Raw genomic sequence first — 16683 nt, forward strand, 5'->3', positions numbered from 1 at the left:
CGCCCCGCCCGCCGGCCCGGCGCACCCCGGCCCGGCGCGTCCAGGCCCGGCGGCTCACGCCCGCTGCGGCTCGGCAGCCCCCGGCCCCGGCTGCGCATGGTCAGCCTCGCCCTGACGCTGGTGATGGCCGCCTTCGTCGTCCGCCTGCTCCAGGTACAGGCCGTGGACGCCAGCGCGTACGCCGCGAAGGCCGAACAGAACCGCTACGTCGGCCGCACGCTGGCCGCCACCCGCGGCGGGATCACGGACCGCAACGGCGTCGAGCTGGCCACGAGCGTGGACGCGTACGACATCACGGCCGACCCGACGATGTTCACCCGGGCGGCGACGAAGGTGTCGGACGCGCCCGAGCAGGCCGCGGCGCTGCTCGGGCCGATCCTCGACCAGAGCACGGACACGGTCGCCAGGAAGCTGCGGACCAGGAACACCCGCTACACCCTGCTCGCGCACCGCCGTACCCCGCAGGTCTGGAAGCAGATCAAGGACCTGAAGACCACGCTCGCGGCCAAGGCGGAGACCGACAAGAGCGCGGTCAACTTCCTCGCGGGCGTCCTCGCGGTCCCGGCCAGCAAGCGCGTGTACCCCAACGGCGATCTCGCCGCCGGGATACTGGGCTGGGTCAACGCCGACGGCAAGGGCGGCGGCGGTGTCGAGCAGCAGCTGAACAAGGACCTCTCCGGCAAGGACGGCAAGATCCGCTACGCGCAGTCCGGCGGCCGCCAGGTGCCGACCGTGGGCTCCACCGAGACGCCCGCCGTGGCCGGCTCCGACGTGGAACTGACCATCGACCGTGACATCCAGTGGGCCGCGCAGAACGCCATCGCCGAACAGGTGAAGAAGTCCAAGGCGGACCGCGGGTACGTGATCGTGCAGGACACCCGCACCGGCGAGGTGCTGGCGATGGCCGACTCGCCCGGCTTCGACCCGAACGACCTCTCCCAGGCCAGTGCGGCGGCCCTGGGCAACGCGGCCCTCCAGGACGCGTACGAGCCCGGCTCCACCGCCAAGGTCATGTCGATGGCCGCCGTGCTGGAGGAGAACGTCGCCACGCCCGGGACGCACGTGGTCGTGCCCAACCGGCTGCACCGCGGCGACCGGCTCTTCCAGGACGACGTCGACCACGCGACCTGGAACCTGACGCTCAACGGCGTGCTCGCCAAGTCCAGCAACATCGGCACCATCCTCGCCGCCGGCCAGCTCGGCAAGACGCAGCAGCAGGCCAACAAGGTCCTCTACTCGTATCTGCGCAAGTTCGGCATCGGCGGCTACACCGGACTCGACTTCCCCGGCGAGACGAAGGGCATCCTCGCGCCCGCCGACAAGTGGTCGACGTCCCAGCAGTACACGATTCCTTTCGGCCAGGGCGTCTCCATCAACGCGATGCAGGCGGCCTCCGTCTACTCGACGATCGCCAACGGCGGCGTACGGGTGGAGCCGACGCTGGTGCGCGGCACGAAGGGCCCCGACGGCCGCTTCGCTCCCGTCGTCCAGCCGAAGAGGACCAGGGTCGTGAGCGCGAAGACGGCGAAGACCCTCGCCCAGATGCTGGAGTCCGTCGTGGACGACGAGGAGGGTACCGGCGCCAAGGCGCGCATCCCCGGCTACCGGGTCGCGGGCAAGACGGGTACGGCCAACCGCGTGGATCCGGCCACCGGCAAGTACCACGGCTACACCTCGTCCTTCGCCGGATTCGCCCCCGCCGACAAGCCCAGGATCACCGTCTACTGCGCGATCCAGAACGCCACCAAGGGCAGCTACTTCGGCGGCCAGATCTGCGGTCCCATCTACAAGCAGGTCATGGAGTTCGCGCTGAAGACCCTCCAGATCCCGCCCACCGGAGCCGGGGCCGCCAATCTCCCCGTCTCCTTCACCCCGTGATCCGCCCCGAGCCCGAGCCCGCCCCCGACCGCACGCCCTGATCAGCCCGTACGTACAACGGACCAGGAACCACCTCGTGACAACGATCACCCCGGATCCCCGCAACCAGGGCTCCGCGCGCCCCTCGCTTCGCTCCGTCGGGGGTGAGCCCGGTACGCTCACCGCCGTGCCACACGCTGATCAGTCCCAAACCACCCAGAAGGGCGTTCCTGTGACATATCCGGGGCCGCCGCGACCGGTCCAGAACTCCGCAACACCCCTCGCGGAGCTCGCCGATCAGCTGGGTGCCGACGCCCCGGCCTCGGCCGCGGAGGTCACGGGCATCACCCATGACTCCCGCGCCGTGCGCCCCGGCGACCTCTACGCCGCGCTGCCCGGCGCCCGCCTGCACGGCGCCGACTACGTGACCCAGGCGGCCGGTCTCGGAGCGGTCGCCGTCCTGACCGACCCGACCGGTGCCGAACGGGCCGCGGCCACCGGTCTGCCGGTCCTCGTGGTCGACGACCCGCGCGCACGCATGGGACAGCTCGCGGCCACGATCTACGGCCACCCCGGGCGCGACCTGCTCCAGATCGGCATCACCGGAACCTCCGGCAAGACCACCACGGCGTACCTCGTCGAGGGCGGTCTGAAGACGGTCCGCAACACCGGCCTGATCGGCACGGTGGAGATGCGCATCGGTGACGAGCGCATCAAGTCGGAGCGCACCACCCCCGAAGCGACCGATCTCCAGGCGCTGTTCGCGGTCATGCGCGAACGCGGCGTCGACGCCGTCGCGATGGAGGTTTCCAGCCACGCGCTGGTGCTCGGCCGGGTCGACGGCTGTGTCTTCGACATCGCCGTCTTCAACAACCTCAGCCCGGAACACATGGAGTTCCACTCCGACATGGAGGACTACTTCCGGGCCAAGGCACAGCTGTTCACTCCGGAACGCAGCAAACTCGGCGTGATCAACCTGGACGACGCCTACGGGCGCCGGCTGGCCGGGGAGACCACCGTCCCCGTCGTCACCTTCTCCGCGGAGGGCCACCCGGACGCCGACTGGCGGGCCGAGGAGGTCGAGGTCGGTCCGATGGACTCGGTCTTCGTCGCGGTCGGCCCCAAGGGCGAGCGGATCACCGCCAGGTCGCCGCTCGCGGGCCCCTTCAACGTGGCGAACACCCTCGCCGCGATCGTCGCCCTCGCCGCCGCCGGACTCGACCCGCAGACCGCGGCCGACGGCATCGCCGCCGTCCCGGGCGTCCCGGGCCGCCTGGAGCGCGTGGACGCCGGTCAGCCCTACCTCGCGGTGGTCGACTACGCCCACAAGACGGACGCCGTCGAATCGGTGCTGCGCGCGCTGCGCAAGGTCACCGAGGGCCGGCTGCACGTCGTGCTCGGCTGCGGCGGCGACCGGGACATGACCAAGCGGATGCCGATGGGCGCCGCCGTGGCGCGGCTCGCCGACACCGCCGTACTGACATCGGACAACCCCCGCTCCGAGGACCCCCTCGCGATCCTCGCGACGATGCTCGCGGGCGCCGCCGAGGTACCGGCCCACGAGCGCGGCGAGGTCCAGGTCTTCGAGGACCGGGCCGCCGCCATCGCCGCCGCCGTCGCCCGGGCCCGGCCCGGCGACACCGTGCTGGTCGCGGGCAAGGGCCACGAGCAGGGCCAGGACATCGCCGGGGTGGTGCGTCCCTTCGACGACCGCCAGGTGCTTCGCGAAGCTATCCAGAAGACCCAGGGATGAACTTGTGATCGCCCTCTCTCTCGCCGAGATCGCAGCAGTCGTCGGCGGGCAGACGCACGACATACCGGATCCGGCGCTACAGGTCACCGGACCGGTCGTCAGAGACTCCCGTGAAGTGGAGCCAGGCAGCCTCTTCGTCGCCTTCGCCGGCGAGCGCGTGGACGGCCACGACTTCGCCCGGGCGGTCGTCGACGCGGGCGCGGTCGCCGTACTGGCCTCCCGGCCCGTCGGCGTGCCCGCGATCGTCGTCGAGGACGTGCAGACGGCCCTCGGCGCCCTCGCCCGGCATGTCGTCGAACGGCTCGGCGCGACCCTCGTGGCCCTCACCGGCTCCGCGGGCAAGACCAGCACCAAGGACCTGATCGCCCAGGTGCTGCGGAGCAAGGCACCGACTGTCTTCACGCCCGGTTCGCTCAACAACGAGATCGGACTGCCGCTGACCGCGCTGACCGCCACCGAGGAGACGAAGTACCTCGTGCTGGAGATGGGCGCCCGCGGCATCGGCCACATCCGTTACCTCGCGGATCTCACCCCGCCGAAGATCGGTCTCGTCCTCAACGTCGGCACCGCCCACATCGGCGAGTTCGGCGGCCGCGAACAGATTGCACAGGCGAAGGGCGAGCTCGTCGAGAGCCTCCCCGAGGACGGCGCCGCGGTCCTCAACGCCGACGACCCCCTCGTGCGCGCCATGGCGTCCCGGACGAAGGCGCGGGTGGTGCTTTTCGGAGAGTCCGGCGAAGCGGACGTACGCGCCGAGAACGTGCGTCTCACGGACCTTGGACAGCCGGCGTTCAGGCTTCACACACCCTCCGGGTGCAGTGATGTGACCATGCGCCTGTACGGTGAGCACCACGTGTCGAACGCGCTCGCCGCGGCCGCCGTCGCCCATGAGCTGGGCATGTCCGCAGACGAGATCGCCCGCGCGCTCTCCGAGGCGGGCTCCCTCTCCCGCTGGCGGATGGAGGTCACCGAGCGCCCGGACGGCGTGACGGTCGTCAACGACGCCTACAACGCGAATCCCGAGTCCATGCGAGCCGCCCTGCGCGCGCTCGTGGCGATGGGTCGGGGACGTCGTACGTGGGCGGTGCTCGGTCAGATGGCCGAGCTCGGGGACGAGACTCTCGCCGAGCACGACGCGATCGGGCGGCTCGCCGTCCGACTCAACGTCAGCAAGCTCGTCGCGGTCGGGGGCAGGGAAGCGTCCTGGCTCCAACTGGGCGCATATAACGAGGGTTCGTGGGGTGAGGAGTCGGTGCACGTGTCCGACGCACAGGCGGCTGTCGACCTGCTGCGCAGCGAGTTGCGCCCGGGGGACGTCGTGCTCGTGAAGGCGTCCCGGTCGGTCGGTCTCGAACGGGTGGCGCAAGCGCTGCTCGCAGGCGGTGCCGAGGGTGAGGTTGCTGCCCGATGATGAAGCAGATCCTGTTCGCAGGAGTCATTGGTCTGTTCCTCACCCTGGTCGGCACGCCGCTGCTGATCAAGCTGCTGGCCCGCAAGGGCTACGGGCAGTACATCCGTGACGACGGGCCGAAGGAGCACCACAGCAAGCGCGGTACGCCGACCATGGGTGGTATCGCCTTCATCCTGGCGACGATCGCGGCGTACTTCCTGTCCAAGATCATCACGGGTTACCCGCCCACCTTCTCGGGTCTGCTGGTGCTCGGCCTGATGGCGGGCATGGGCCTGGTCGGCTTCCTGGACGACTACATCAAGATCGTCAAGCGGCGCTCGCTCGGTCTGCGGGCCAAGGCGAAGATGGCCGGACAGCTGATCGTCGGCATCTCCTTCGCGGTGCTCGCGCTCCAGTTCTCCGACAACCGCGGCAACACCCCGGCCTCCACCAAGCTCTCCTTCGTCCAGGACTTCGGCTGGACCATCGGCCCGGTGCTGTTCGTGGTCTGGGCGCTGTTCATGATCCTGGCGATGTCGAACGGCGTGAACCTGACGGACGGTCTGGACGGCCTCGCCACCGGCGCCTCGGTCCTGGTCTTCGGCGCCTACACCTTCATCGGTGTCTGGCAGTTCCAGGAGTCCTGCGCCAACACGCAGACCCTGACCAACCCGGCCGCCTGCTACGAGGTACGAGATCCACTGGACCTCGCGATCGTCGCCTCCGCGCTGATGGGCGCCTGTCTCGGCTTCCTGTGGTGGAACACCTCGCCGGCCAAGATCTTCATGGGTGACACCGGTTCGCTCGCCCTGGGCGGCGCGCTGGCCGGTCTGGCGATCTGCTCCCGCACCGAGCTGCTGCTCGCGCTGCTCGGCGGCCTCTTCGTCCTGATCACCATGTCCGTGGTCATCCAGGTCGGCTCGTTCCGGCTCACCGGCAAACGAGTCTTCCGAATGGCACCGCTCCAGCACCACTTCGAACTCAAGGGCTGGTCCGAAGTCCTGGTCGTGGTCCGGTTCTGGATCATCCAGGGCATCTGCGTGATCGTCGGTCTCGGCATCTTCTACGCGGGATGGGCGGCCGAGAAGTGACCTCCCCGGTGTTCCAGGGCAAGCGCGTCACCGTCGCCGGGCTCGGGGTCTCCGGCATTCCGGCGGCGCGGGTCCTGCACGGGCTCGGCGCGGTCGTCACGGTCGTCAACGACGGCGACGACGAGCGCTCCCGCGCGCAGGCCGCCGAGCTGGAGGCGCTCGGTGTCACCGTGCGCCTCGGCGACGGCGACACCCTGCCCGGGGGCACCGAACTCATCGTCACCGCGCCCGGCTGGAAGCCGGACAAGCCGCTGTTCGCCGCGGCCGCCGAGGCGGACGTCCCGGTCTGGGGCGACGTCGAGCTCGCCTGGCGCCTGCGGGAGCTCGACGGCAGGAAGGCCGCCCCCTGGCTCGCCGTCACCGGCACCAACGGCAAGACCACGACCGTGCAGATGCTCGCCTCGATCCTCGAGGCGGCCGGACTCCGTACGGCCGCCGTCGGCAACATCGGGGTCTCCCTGCTGGACGCCGTGCTGGGCGAGGAGACGTACGACGTCCTGGCGGTGGAGCTGTCCAGCTACCAACTGCACTGGGCGCCCTCGCTGCGCGCCGACTCCGCGGTCGTGCTGAACCTGGCACCCGACCATCTCGACTGGCACGGCTCCATGGAGGCGTACGCCGCCGACAAGGGCCGTGTGTACGAAGGCAATCGGGTCGCCTGCGTCTACAACGTCGCCGACAAGGCCACCGAGGACCTGGTGCGCGCGGCGGACGTCGAGGAGGGCTGCCGGGCCGTCGGCTTCACCCTCGGCACCCCGGGGCCGTCCCAACTCGGCGTGGTGGACGGCATCCTGGTCGACCGCGCCTTCGTCGAGAACCGGCAGAAGAACGCCCAGGAACTCGCCGAGGTCTCCGACGTGCGCCCCTCGGCCCCGCACAACATCGCCAACGCCCTTGCGGCGGCGGCCCTGGCGCGCGCCTTCGGCGTCCCCGCCGGCGCCGTACGGGACGGACTGCGGGCCTTCACCCCGGACGCCCACCGCATCGCGCACGTGGCCGACGTGGACGGGGTCGCGTACGTCGACGACTCCAAGGCGACCAACACCCACGCGGCGGAAGCCTCCTTGGCGGCCTACGAGTCGATCGTGTGGATCGCCGGCGGTCTCGCCAAGGGCGCGGCCTTCGACGAGCTGGTCGCCAAGTCGGCACCGCGGCTCCGGGGGGTCGTACTGATCGGCGCCGATCGCGCGCTGATCCGTGAAGCCCTCGCGCGACACGCCCCGGAAGTACCCGTCGTCGACCTCGCCCGCACCGACACTGGGGCGATGCTCGCGGCGGTCCAGGAGGCCGCCCGGCTCTCCGGACCAGGAGACACTGTCCTGCTGGCACCGGCCTGTGCGTCCATGGACATGTTCGCCAACTACAACAAGCGTGGTGACGCTTTCGCGGAGGCGGTCCGCGAACTCGGCACCGCGAGCGCCTGACGGCGGGACCCAGGCGCCCCGGGACCCTTGGGAGGGACGCGTGACGCCATTGCGGTCGGGGCTTCGCAGGCGGCTTTCGGCAGGCGGAACGGGGCTGTACCGGCCCGGCCCGGCCCCCGTGCCCGTACGGCCCGGCAGAACCACCGTGGGGGCGCCCTTGCGCGCCCCGGCGGAGGGAGCCGGCGATGGCCGATAGCCGTACGGGCCGTCCTCCCGTCCAGCGCGCCCCCCGGCGCCCCGCCTCCGCACGCCCCGCGCGCGACAACCCCGTGGGCCGCCTCGTCACCCGCGCGCGCAAGGCCTGGGATCGGCCGCTCACCGCCTACTACCTGATCCTCGGCAGCAGCCTGCTGATCACCGTGCTCGGTCTCGTGATGGTCTATTCGGCGTCGATGATCACGGCACTGCAACTGTCGCTGCCCGGATCGTTCTTCTTCCGCAAACAGTTCCTCGCCGCCTCGATCGGCGCCGTGCTGCTCCTGGTGGCCATGCGGGTCCCGGTGAAACTGCACCGGGCGCTGGCCTATCCGATCCTGGCCGGCGCGGTCTTCCTGATGGTTCTCGTGCAGGTGCCGGGGATAGGGATGTCGGTCAACGGCAACCAGAACTGGATCTCCTTGGGTGGCTCGTTCCAGATCCAGCCCAGCGAGTTCGGCAAGCTCGCGCTCGTGCTGTGGGGCGCCGACCTGCTCGCGCGCAAACAGGACAAGGCGATGCTGGCGCAGTGGAAGCACATGCTGGTGCCGCTCGTCCCGGTCGCCTTCCTGCTGCTCGGGCTGATCATGCTCGGCGGCGACATGGGCACGGCCATCATCCTCACCGCCATCCTCTTCGGGCTGCTGTGGCTGGCCGGAGCACCCACCCGGCTCTTCGCGGGCGTCCTGGCCGTCGCGCTGACGATCGGCTTCGTCCTCATCAAGACCAGCCCCAACCGGATGTCCAGGCTCGCCTGCATCGGCGCCACCGAACCGGGCCCGAACGACACCTGCTGGCAGGCCGTGCACGGCATCTACGCCCTCGCCTCCGGCGGCCTGTTCGGATCCGGCCTCGGCGCCAGCGTGGAAAAATGGGGCCAACTGCCCGAAGCGCACACGGACTTCATCTTCGCCATCACCGGGGAGGAACTCGGCCTCGCGGGGACACTGTCGGTCCTCGCCCTCTTCGCGGCTCTAGGCTATGCGGGTATCCGCGTGGCCGGACGCACGGAGGACCCCTTCGTGAGGTATGCCGCGGGAGGCGTGACCACCTGGATCACGGCCCAGGCCGTGATCAACATCGGTGCGGTGCTCGGTCTGCTGCCGATCGCCGGAGTCCCGCTCCCGCTGTTCTCCTACGGGGGTTCCGCCCTGCTGCCGACCATGTTCGCCGTCGGACTGCTGATCGCCTTCGCCCGCGACGAGCCCGGCGCGCGGGCGGCGCTGGCGATGCGGCAACCCCGCTTTGGCAGAAAGCGTGCTGCGGTGAGAGGCTCCGCGGGGGCCGCGGGGCCTCGGAGATGGAACACGATGCGACGGCGCGCCGCGGCGCGTTCGTCCGGAGAGCGGTGAATTTCGGTGCATGTCGTACTCGCCGGCGGGGGGACCGCCGGCCACATCGAGCCCGCGCTCGCCCTCGCGGACGCCCTGCGGAGGCAGGACCCGACCGTGGGGATCACGGCCCTGGGCACGGAACGCGGACTCGAGACCCGGCTCGTACCCGAGCGGGGATACGAACTCGCGCTGATCCCCGCCGTTCCGCTGCCGCGCAAGCCCACCCCCGAGCTGATCACCGTCCCCGGACGGCTGCGCGGCACGATCAAGGCGGCCGAGCAGGTCCTGGAGCGCACCAAGGCGGACGCGGTCGTCGGGTTCGGCGGCTATGTCGCGCTGCCCGCCTATCTCGCGGCCAAGCGCCTCGGCGTGCCGATCGTCATCCACGAGGCGAACGCCCGGCCGGGCCTCGCCAACAAGATCGGCTCGCGGTACGCGGCACAGGTCGCCGTCTCGACCCCCGACAACAAGCTGCGCGGCGCCCGCTACATCGGCATCCCGCTGCGCCGCTCCATCGCCACCCTCGACCGGGCCGCCGTACGCCCCGAGGCCCGCGCCGCGTTCGGGCTCGACCCCAACCTGCCGACGCTGCTGGTCTCCGGCGGCTCCCAGGGCGCCCGGCGCCTCAACGAGGTCGTCCAGCAGGCCGCCCCGTACCTCCAGCAGGCCGGTATCCAGATCCTGCACGCGGTCGGGCCGAAGAACGAACTGCCGCAGGTGCACCAGATGCCGGGGATGCCCCCGTACATCCCGGTACCGTACGTGGACCGGATGGACCTCGCGTACGCCGCGGCCGACATGATGCTCTGCCGCGCGGGCGCGATGACCGTCGCCGAACTCTCCGCCGTCGGGCTCCCGGCCGCATACGTCCCGCTGCCCATCGGCAACGGCGAACAGCGGCTCAACGCCCAGCCGGTGGTCAAGGCCGGCGGCGGACTGCTGGTCGACGACGCGGAGCTGACGCCCCAGTGGGTGCAGCAGAACGTGCTGCCCGTGCTCGCCGACCCGCACCGGCTGTACGAGATGTCCCGCGCCGCCAGCGAGTTCGGGCGCCGGGACGCCGACGACCTGCTCGTCGGCATGGTGTACGAGGCGATCGCCTCGCGTCACCGCTAGGACCGCATGAGGGAAGGCAGGGAGCGTGGCCGGACCGACGACCGCCGAGCGCGGTGAACGGCAGAAGCTGAAGTCCGGCCCGCCCCGGCCGCCCCGTCCGGTGCGGCTTCGCCGCCTTCGTGTGCTCATCGTCCTTCTTGTCGTCCTGGTGTCGGCCGGTGCCGGCGTGGTCTGGCTCCTGTACGGCTCGCAGTGGCTGCGGGTCGAGCGGGTGTCGGTCTCCGGGACCCGGGTGCTGACGGCGCCGCAGGTGCGCGCGGCGGCCGAGGTGCCGGACGGGACCCCGCTGATCTCCGTCGACGCCGACGCCGTGGAGGCTCGGCTGCTGCGGAGGCTGCCCCGGATCGACTCGGTCGACGTCGTCCGTTCCTGGCCGCACGGAATCGGGCTGAAGGTGACCGAACGCATCCCCGTCCTGGTCGTGAAACAACCGGGAAAGGGGGGCAAGTACGTCGAAGTGGACGCCAAGGGCGTGCGTTTCGCGACGGTTTCGCGGGCCCCGAAGAACGTGGCCCTGCTCGAACTGACGCCGTCCCGCTCGGCCGTCCTGCGGCGCTTCCCCGCCGACCGGCTGGTGCGCGAGGCGGTTCGGGTCGCGGGGGACATTCCGGCCTCCGTGGCCCGTGACACCCGGACCGTCAAGGTCCGCTCGTACGACTCCATCTCACTGGAACTGAGCGACGGACGCGACGTCGAGTGGGGGAGCGGCGAGAAGGGCCGGGCGAAGGCGCGGACACTCACCGCTCTCATGAAAGCAGCTCCGAAGGCCCGGCACTTCGACGTGAGCGTGCCCACCGCCCCTTCGTCAGACGGTAGTTGACGCACATCCGCGCAGGCCAGCACCCTGGTTGGGCAGCGCTACGGCTGATCACATAGGGTGAAAAGAAAAACGGGAGGTTCGGCGTGTTCGTTGAACGTGCGCCACTTGTCGACTTAGTGTCCTGTTCGGAAGAGTCCAAGGAACAGACACACTGGTAACCCTAAACTTCAGCGTTAGGGTTCGGGTCGGCGTTCGGACCGTCCCATTCGGCATCAGTCGTCGGATCGCGAGCGTGCGAGGCGACGACACGTAACTCGAGGCGAGAGGCCTTCGACGTGGCAGCACCGCAGAACTACCTCGCAGTCATCAAAGTCATCGGTGTCGGCGGCGGTGGTGTCAATGCCATCAACCGGATGATCGAGGTCGGTCTCAAGGGCGTCGAGTTCATCGCCATCAACACGGACGCGCAAGCTCTGTTGATGAGCGACGCCGACGTCAAACTCGACGTCGGCCGCGAACTCACCCGCGGACTCGGCGCCGGAGCCAACCCGGCCGTCGGCCGGAAGGCGGCCGAGGATCACCGCGAGGAGATCGAGGAGGTCCTCAAGGGGGCCGACATGGTCTTCGTGACGGCAGGCGAAGGCGGCGGCACCGGCACCGGCGGCGCCCCCGTCGTGGCCAACATCGCGCGCTCACTGGGCGCCCTGACCATCGGCGTGGTCACCCGTCCGTTCACCTTCGAGGGACGGCGCCGCGCCAACCAGGCGGAGGACGGCATCGCCGAACTCCGCGAAGAGGTCGACACCCTCATCGTCATCCCGAACGACCGGCTGCTGTCCATCTCGGACCGCCAGGTCTCGGTCCTCGACGCGTTCAAGTCGGCGGACCAGGTCCTGCTCTCCGGTGTCCAGGGCATCACCGACCTCATCACCACGCCCGGCCTGATCAACCTCGACTTCGCCGACGTCAAGTCCGTGATGTCCGAGGCGGGTTCCGCGCTGATGGGCATCGGCTCGGCGCGCGGCGACGACCGCGCGGTGGCGGCCGCGGAGATGGCGATCTCCTCGCCGCTCCTGGAGGCCTCCATCGACGGTGCCCGCGGCGTCCTGCTCTCCATCTCCGGCGGCTCCGACCTCGGCCTGTTCGAGATCAACGAAGCCGCCCAGCTGGTCAGCGAGGCCGCGCACCCCGAGGCCAACATCATCTTCGGCGCGGTCATCGACGACGCGCTCGGCGACGAGGTGCGGGTCACCGTCATCGCCGCCGGCTTCGACGGCGGCCAGCCGCCGGCCAAGCGGGACAACGTCCTCGGCTCCACCGCGGCCAAGCAGCGTGAGGAGCCCGCGCCGGTGCGGGCTCCCGAGAGCCGTCCGTCCTTCGGCTCGCTCGGCAGCGTCACCCCGAAGGAGGCGCCGGAGCCCGCTCCGGAGCCGGTCCCCGAGATCCAGGTGTCCCCGCCGGTCCCGCCGTCCCGCACCTACTCGGACAGCGCGGCCGAAGAGCTGGACGTGCCGGACTTCCTCAAGTGATAGGACAGCGCTCCGAGACGAGCACCGTGAGCGGCGCGCACTTCGCCTTCACCGACCGGTGGGGCGGGGTGAGCGCCGTTCCGTACGAGGAGCTCAACCTCGGCGGAGCGGTCGGCGACGACCCCGAAGCCGTACGGACCAATCGTGGACTGGCCGCCAGGTCACTCGGGCTGGACCCGGACCTGGTCGTCTGGATGAACCAGGTGCACGGACCGGACGTGGCGGTCGTCGACGCCCCGTGGGGCTCGTCCGAGATCCCGTCCGTCGACGCGATCGTCACCGCGCGCCGGGGGCTCGCTCTCGCCGTCCTCACCGCGGACTGCACGCCGGTCCTGCTCGCCGATCCCGTCGCCGGGATCGCGGCGGCCGCCCACGCGGGGCGCCCGGGCATGGTCGCGGGGGTCGTCCCCGCCGCCGTACGGGCCATGGTGGAACTCGGCGCCGAGCCGGCGAGGATCGTCGCCCGCACCGGACCCGCGGTCTGCGGACGGTGCTACGAAGTGCCGGACGGGATGCGCGCCGAGGTCGCCGCCGTCGAACCGGCGGCGTACGCCGAGACCAGCTGGGGTACCCCCGCGGTCGACGTGACCGCCGGGGTGCACGCGCAACTGGAACGGCTCGGGGTGCGCGACCGGCGGCAGTCACCGGCGTGCACGCTGGAGTCGAAGGACCACTTCTCCTACCGACGGGACCGCACCACCGGGCGGCTCGCGGGCTATGTCTGGCTGGACTGATGGGGCATGACGGACCGTAAGGCTCAACTCGCCGCGAACCTGGCGAAAGTGGAAGAGCGGATCGCCGCGGCGTGCACGAGCGCCGGGCGCAAGCGCGAAGAGGTGACCCTGATCGTGGTCACCAAGACCTACCCCGCGAGCGATGTGCGGATCCTGTCGGAGCTCGGCGTGCGCCACGTCGCCGAGAACCGGGACCAGGACGCGGCCCCCAAGGCCGCCGCCTGCTCCGATCTGCCCCTCTCCTGGCACTTCGTCGGTCAGTTGCAGACCAACAAGGTGCGTTCGGTGGTCGGTTACGCGGATGTGGTGCAGTCCGTCGACCGGTCCCGGCTCGTCACGGCCCTGTCGAAGGACGCGGTGCGGGCGGAGCGCGAGGTGGGGTGTCTCATCCAGGTCGCGCTGGACGCGGAGGAGAGCGGCCGGGGCGAGCGGGGCGGCGTGGGAGCGGGCGGTGTCGGGGAGTTGGCCGACCTCGTCGAGCGGGCTCCGGGGCTCCGGCTCGACGGTCTGATGACCGTCGCGCCCCTCACCGGGCCGTACGCGGGACGTCCGCGGGACGCGTTCGCGCGACTGATGGATTTGTCGACTGCTATGCGCCGCACGCATCCGGCTGCGAACATGGTGTCCGCAGGGATGAGTGCGGACCTCGAGCAGGCCGTGGCGGCCGGAGCGACACATGTGCGCGTCGGTACGGCGGTACTCGGAGTCCGACCCGGGCTCGGGTAACGTCGCCAAGAAGTCGGACCACAGCAGAAAATATGGTCATTACCGCCACAGGCGGGCATAACGACCTCGTGGATCGCGGGCACTTGGCTATTCGTCAGCCGATCCACCACAGAGCGGAGGACTCAGAGCATGGCCGGCGCGATGCGCAAGATGGCGGTCTACCTCGGCCTCGTGGAGGACGATGGGTACGACGGCAGGGGCTTCGACCCCGACGACGAGTTCGAGCCCGAGCTTGACCCGGAGCCCGAGCGGGACCGCCGGCGGCACGAGCCGCCGCACCAGTCACATCAGGCGCACCAGTCCCAACGGGACGAATCGGTACGAGTGGTGCAGCCTCCCGCACAGCGCGAACCGGTGCCGCATTCCGCTTCGCTCTCTGCGGAATCAGGCCGTCCGGCGCGCATCGCGCCCGTGGCGTCCATCACACAAGAACGCGCGAGCCTGGAGAAGAACGCACCGGTGATCATGCCCAAGGTCGTGTCGGAACGAGAGCCGTACCGGATCACCACACTCCACCCGCGGACGTACAACGAGGCCCGTACTATCGGGGAACACTTCCGTGAGGGCACCCCGGTGATCATGAATCTGACCGAGATGGATGACACGGACGCGAAGCGACTTGTCGACTTTGCGGCCGGTTTGGTGTTTGGTCTCCACGGCAGCATCGAGCGGGTGACGCAGAAGGTGTTCCTGTTGTCGCCTGCTAACGTCGATGTCACGGCGGAGGACAAGGCCCGCATCGCAGAGGGCGGGTTCTTCAACCAGAGCTGAGACGCTGGACCGGAACAACGCAGGGAAACAGGGGAGAGGGAAGCACGGATCATGAGCGTGGTTGGGCAGGTTCTCTACATCGCGCTGATGTGTTTCCTCATCGTGCTGATCTTCCGGTTGGTCATGGACTACGTCTTCCAGTTCGCCCGCTCATGGCAACCCGGCAAGGCGATGGTGGTCGTTCTCGAGGCCACTTACACTGTCACCGATCCACCGCTCAAGCTTCTGCGGCGGTTCATTCCGCCGCTGCGTCTCGGGGGCGTGGCGCTAGACCTGTCCTTCTTCGTACTGATGATCATCGTCTACATCCTGATCTCCGTCGTGAGCCGGCTGTGAACGATACGGTCTTGCCGAATGCCGACGACTACGTTGAGGTGAAGAGATGCCGTTGACCCCCGAGGACGTGCGGAACAAGCAGTTCACGACCGTCCGCCTCCGAGAAGGCTATGACGAGGACGAGGTCGATGCCTTCCTCGACGAGGTCGAAGCCGAACTGACGCGCCTGCTCCGCGAGAACGAGGACTTGCGCGCCAAGCTGGCCGCTGCCACGCGCGCGGCCGCGCAGAACCAGCAGCAGGGCATGCGCAAGCCGCCCGAGCAGCAGGACCAGCAGCAGGGGCCGCCGCAGGGCATGCGCGGTCCGGGCGCTCCCGTGCCCGCCGGCATATCGGGTCCGCCGCAGCAGCAGATGGGTGGCCCCATGGGCGGTCCGCCCCAGCTGCCGAGCGGTGCGCCGCAGCTGCCCGCGGGCCCCAGCGCCCAGGGCGGCCAGCAGGGCCAGGGCCCCATGGGCCAGGGTCCGATGGGCCAGGGCCCCATGGGTCAGGGCCAGATGGGCCAGGGTCCGATGGGCCAGGGCCCCATGGGTCAGGGTCCGATGGGGCAGGGCCCCATGGGTCAGGGTCCCGGTCAGCAGATGCAGCAGCAGATGCCCGGCCAGATGCAGCAGCAGATGGGTGGCCCGATGGGCGGACCCATGGGTGGCCCCATGGGCGGTCACGGCCCGCAGATGGGACAGCCCGGCCAGGGTCCCGGTGGCGACAGCGCCGCCCGGGTGCTCTCGCTGGCCCAGCAGACCGCCGACCAGGCGATCGCCGAGGCCCGTTCCGAGGCCAACAAGATCGTCGGTGAGGCCCGCAGCCGCGCCGAGGGTCTGGAGCGCGACGCCCGTGCCAAGGCCGACGCGCTGGAGCGGGACGCGCAGGAGAAGCACCGCGTCGCGATGGGCTCCCTGGAGTCCGCCCGCGCCACGCTGGAGCGCAAGGTCGAGGACCTGCGCGGCTTCGAGCGCGAGTACCGCACGCGTCTGAAGTCCTACCTGGAGTCGCAGCTGCGCCAGCTGGAGACGCAGGCGGACGACTCGCTCGCCCCGCCGCGTTCCCCGGCCGCTCCCTCGCTGCCCTCGCCTTCGGCGCCCTCGATGGCTCCGGCCGGCGCGAGCGCGCCGTCGTACGGCGGCCAGGGCATGGGCGGCGGCCCGGCACCGGCGGCGCCCTCCTACGGCGGGCAGCAGCAGATGTCTCCGGCGATGACCCAGCCGATGGCTCCGGTGCGGCCCCAGGGCCCGTCGCCGATGCAGCAGGCGCCCTCGCCGATGCGCGGGTTCCTCATCGACGAGGACGACAACTGACGGCCACCCGTACGCCTTAGGCGTCGGCCGGCGTTCAGGGCGGGGCCCCCGGATCTTCCGGGGGCCCCGCCCTTTTGCCGTGTGTGTCGGGCGGGTGTGCGCTTCCCCTGGGGCATCTGTACGGGATACACAACGCCGAAGGCCGGGGCCCGCCAAGATCTTTGGCGGGCCCCGGCCTTCGGCCGTTCCTCGGCTGCGGGGTGACGGGTGACGGTCACGCGGTGCCCGGCGCCGCTGGGGGCGCCGGGCGCGTCCTCGGCCGGTCCGGCGTTCGAGCGGCGGGGCCCTCGGGGCCCGCGGCCCCCCCCCCCCGGACTACGCCGTGTGTAGGCGGTAGGTCAGCGACAGGGTGTCGTCGGTGAAAGGGGCCCCG

14 protein-coding genes are annotated in these 16683 nt (G+C 70.5%); all 14 read left to right on the forward strand.

Annotated features, from left to right (window positions below):
• A partial coding sequence (locus ACFV2J_RS41215; RefSeq protein WP_385443613.1) for a peptidoglycan D,D-transpeptidase FtsI family protein occupies positions 1-1878 on the forward strand: 1878 nt, incomplete at its 5' end.
• Positions 1879-2089: 211 nt separating this feature from the next.
• Complete coding sequence (locus ACFV2J_RS41220) at positions 2090-3610, forward strand: UDP-N-acetylmuramoyl-L-alanyl-D-glutamate--2,6-diaminopimelate ligase (protein ID WP_385087854.1); 1521 nt, start codon at positions 2090-2092, stop codon at positions 3608-3610.
• A gap of 4 nt (positions 3611-3614) precedes the next feature.
• Complete coding sequence (gene murF / locus ACFV2J_RS41225; protein ID WP_385087852.1) at positions 3615-5021, forward strand: UDP-N-acetylmuramoyl-tripeptide--D-alanyl-D-alanine ligase; 1407 nt, start codon at positions 3615-3617, stop codon at positions 5019-5021.
• A complete protein-coding gene (gene mraY, locus ACFV2J_RS41230) occupies positions 5018-6091 on the forward strand; it encodes a phospho-N-acetylmuramoyl-pentapeptide-transferase (protein WP_153291070.1) in 1074 nt (357 codons plus the stop codon). The genes murF and mraY overlap by 4 nt, the downstream gene beginning before the upstream one ends.
• A complete protein-coding gene (murD, locus tag ACFV2J_RS41235) occupies positions 6073-7515 on the forward strand; it encodes a UDP-N-acetylmuramoyl-L-alanine--D-glutamate ligase (RefSeq protein ID WP_385087849.1) in 1443 nt (480 codons plus the stop codon). Before mraY ends, murD begins: the two co-directional genes overlap by 19 nt.
• Positions 7516-7700: 185 nt before the next feature.
• Positions 7701-9062: a putative lipid II flippase FtsW gene (gene ftsW / locus ACFV2J_RS41240; RefSeq protein WP_385087847.1), complete on the forward strand. Its 1362-nt coding sequence runs from the start codon at positions 7701-7703 to the stop codon at positions 9060-9062.
• Between the two features lie 6 nt (positions 9063-9068).
• Positions 9069-10160, forward strand: a complete 1092-nt coding sequence (gene murG / locus ACFV2J_RS41245) for an undecaprenyldiphospho-muramoylpentapeptide beta-N-acetylglucosaminyltransferase (protein WP_385087845.1) — start codon at positions 9069-9071, stop codon at positions 10158-10160.
• Positions 10161-10185: 25 nt separating this feature from the next.
• Positions 10186-10980, forward strand: a complete 795-nt coding sequence (locus ACFV2J_RS41250; protein WP_385087843.1) for a cell division protein FtsQ/DivIB — start codon at positions 10186-10188, stop codon at positions 10978-10980.
• A 275-nt stretch (positions 10981-11255) separates the two neighbouring features.
• Positions 11256-12449, forward strand: a complete 1194-nt coding sequence (ftsZ, locus tag ACFV2J_RS41255; RefSeq protein ID WP_385087841.1) for a cell division protein FtsZ — start codon at positions 11256-11258, stop codon at positions 12447-12449.
• Positions 12446-13183, forward strand: a complete 738-nt coding sequence (gene pgeF / locus ACFV2J_RS41260; protein ID WP_385087839.1) for a peptidoglycan editing factor PgeF — start codon at positions 12446-12448, stop codon at positions 13181-13183. The genes ftsZ and pgeF overlap by 4 nt, the downstream gene beginning before the upstream one ends.
• A 6-nt stretch (positions 13184-13189) precedes the next feature.
• Positions 13190-13909, forward strand: coding sequence for a YggS family pyridoxal phosphate-dependent enzyme (locus ACFV2J_RS41265; protein WP_385087837.1), 720 nt, complete (start codon positions 13190-13192; stop codon positions 13907-13909).
• 129 nt (positions 13910-14038) lie between these two features.
• On the forward strand, positions 14039-14680 hold the full coding sequence (locus ACFV2J_RS41270) for a cell division protein SepF (protein WP_148014095.1): 642 nt from the start codon (positions 14039-14041) through the stop codon (positions 14678-14680).
• Positions 14681-14731: 51 nt separating this feature from the next.
• Positions 14732-15016 carry a YggT family protein gene (locus ACFV2J_RS41275; RefSeq protein WP_028803186.1) on the forward strand — a complete coding sequence of 95 codons (285 nt, stop codon included), beginning with the start codon at positions 14732-14734 and terminating at the stop codon, positions 15014-15016.
• A gap of 46 nt (positions 15017-15062) precedes the next feature.
• Positions 15063-16310, forward strand: a complete 1248-nt coding sequence (locus tag ACFV2J_RS41280; protein ID WP_385087835.1) for a DivIVA domain-containing protein — start codon at positions 15063-15065, stop codon at positions 16308-16310.
• Positions 16311-16683: the final 373 nt, after the last annotated feature.

This window comes from Streptomyces sp. NPDC059668 (assembly GCF_042734135.1).
In the GTDB taxonomy this organism is placed as follows: Bacteria; Actinomycetota; Actinomycetes; order Streptomycetales; family Streptomycetaceae; genus Streptomyces.

Coding starts and splice junctions, on each gene's coding strand:
- ACFV2J_RS41280 (WP_385087835.1), top strand. CDS start 15,063: ATGCCGTTGACCCCCGAGGACGTGCGGAACAAGCAGTTCACGACCGTC.
- ACFV2J_RS41270 (WP_148014095.1), top strand. CDS start 14,039: ATGGCCGGCGCGATGCGCAAGATGGCGGTCTACCTCGGCCTCGTGGAG.
- mraY (WP_153291070.1), top strand. CDS start 5,018: ATGATGAAGCAGATCCTGTTCGCAGGAGTCATTGGTCTGTTCCTCACC.
- ACFV2J_RS41275 (WP_028803186.1), top strand. CDS start 14,732: ATGAGCGTGGTTGGGCAGGTTCTCTACATCGCGCTGATGTGTTTCCTC.
- ACFV2J_RS41265 (WP_385087837.1), top strand. CDS start 13,190: ATGACGGACCGTAAGGCTCAACTCGCCGCGAACCTGGCGAAAGTGGAA.
- ftsW (WP_385087847.1), top strand. CDS start 7,701: ATGGCCGATAGCCGTACGGGCCGTCCTCCCGTCCAGCGCGCCCCCCGG.
- murD (WP_385087849.1), top strand. CDS start 6,073: ATGGGCGGCCGAGAAGTGACCTCCCCGGTGTTCCAGGGCAAGCGCGTC.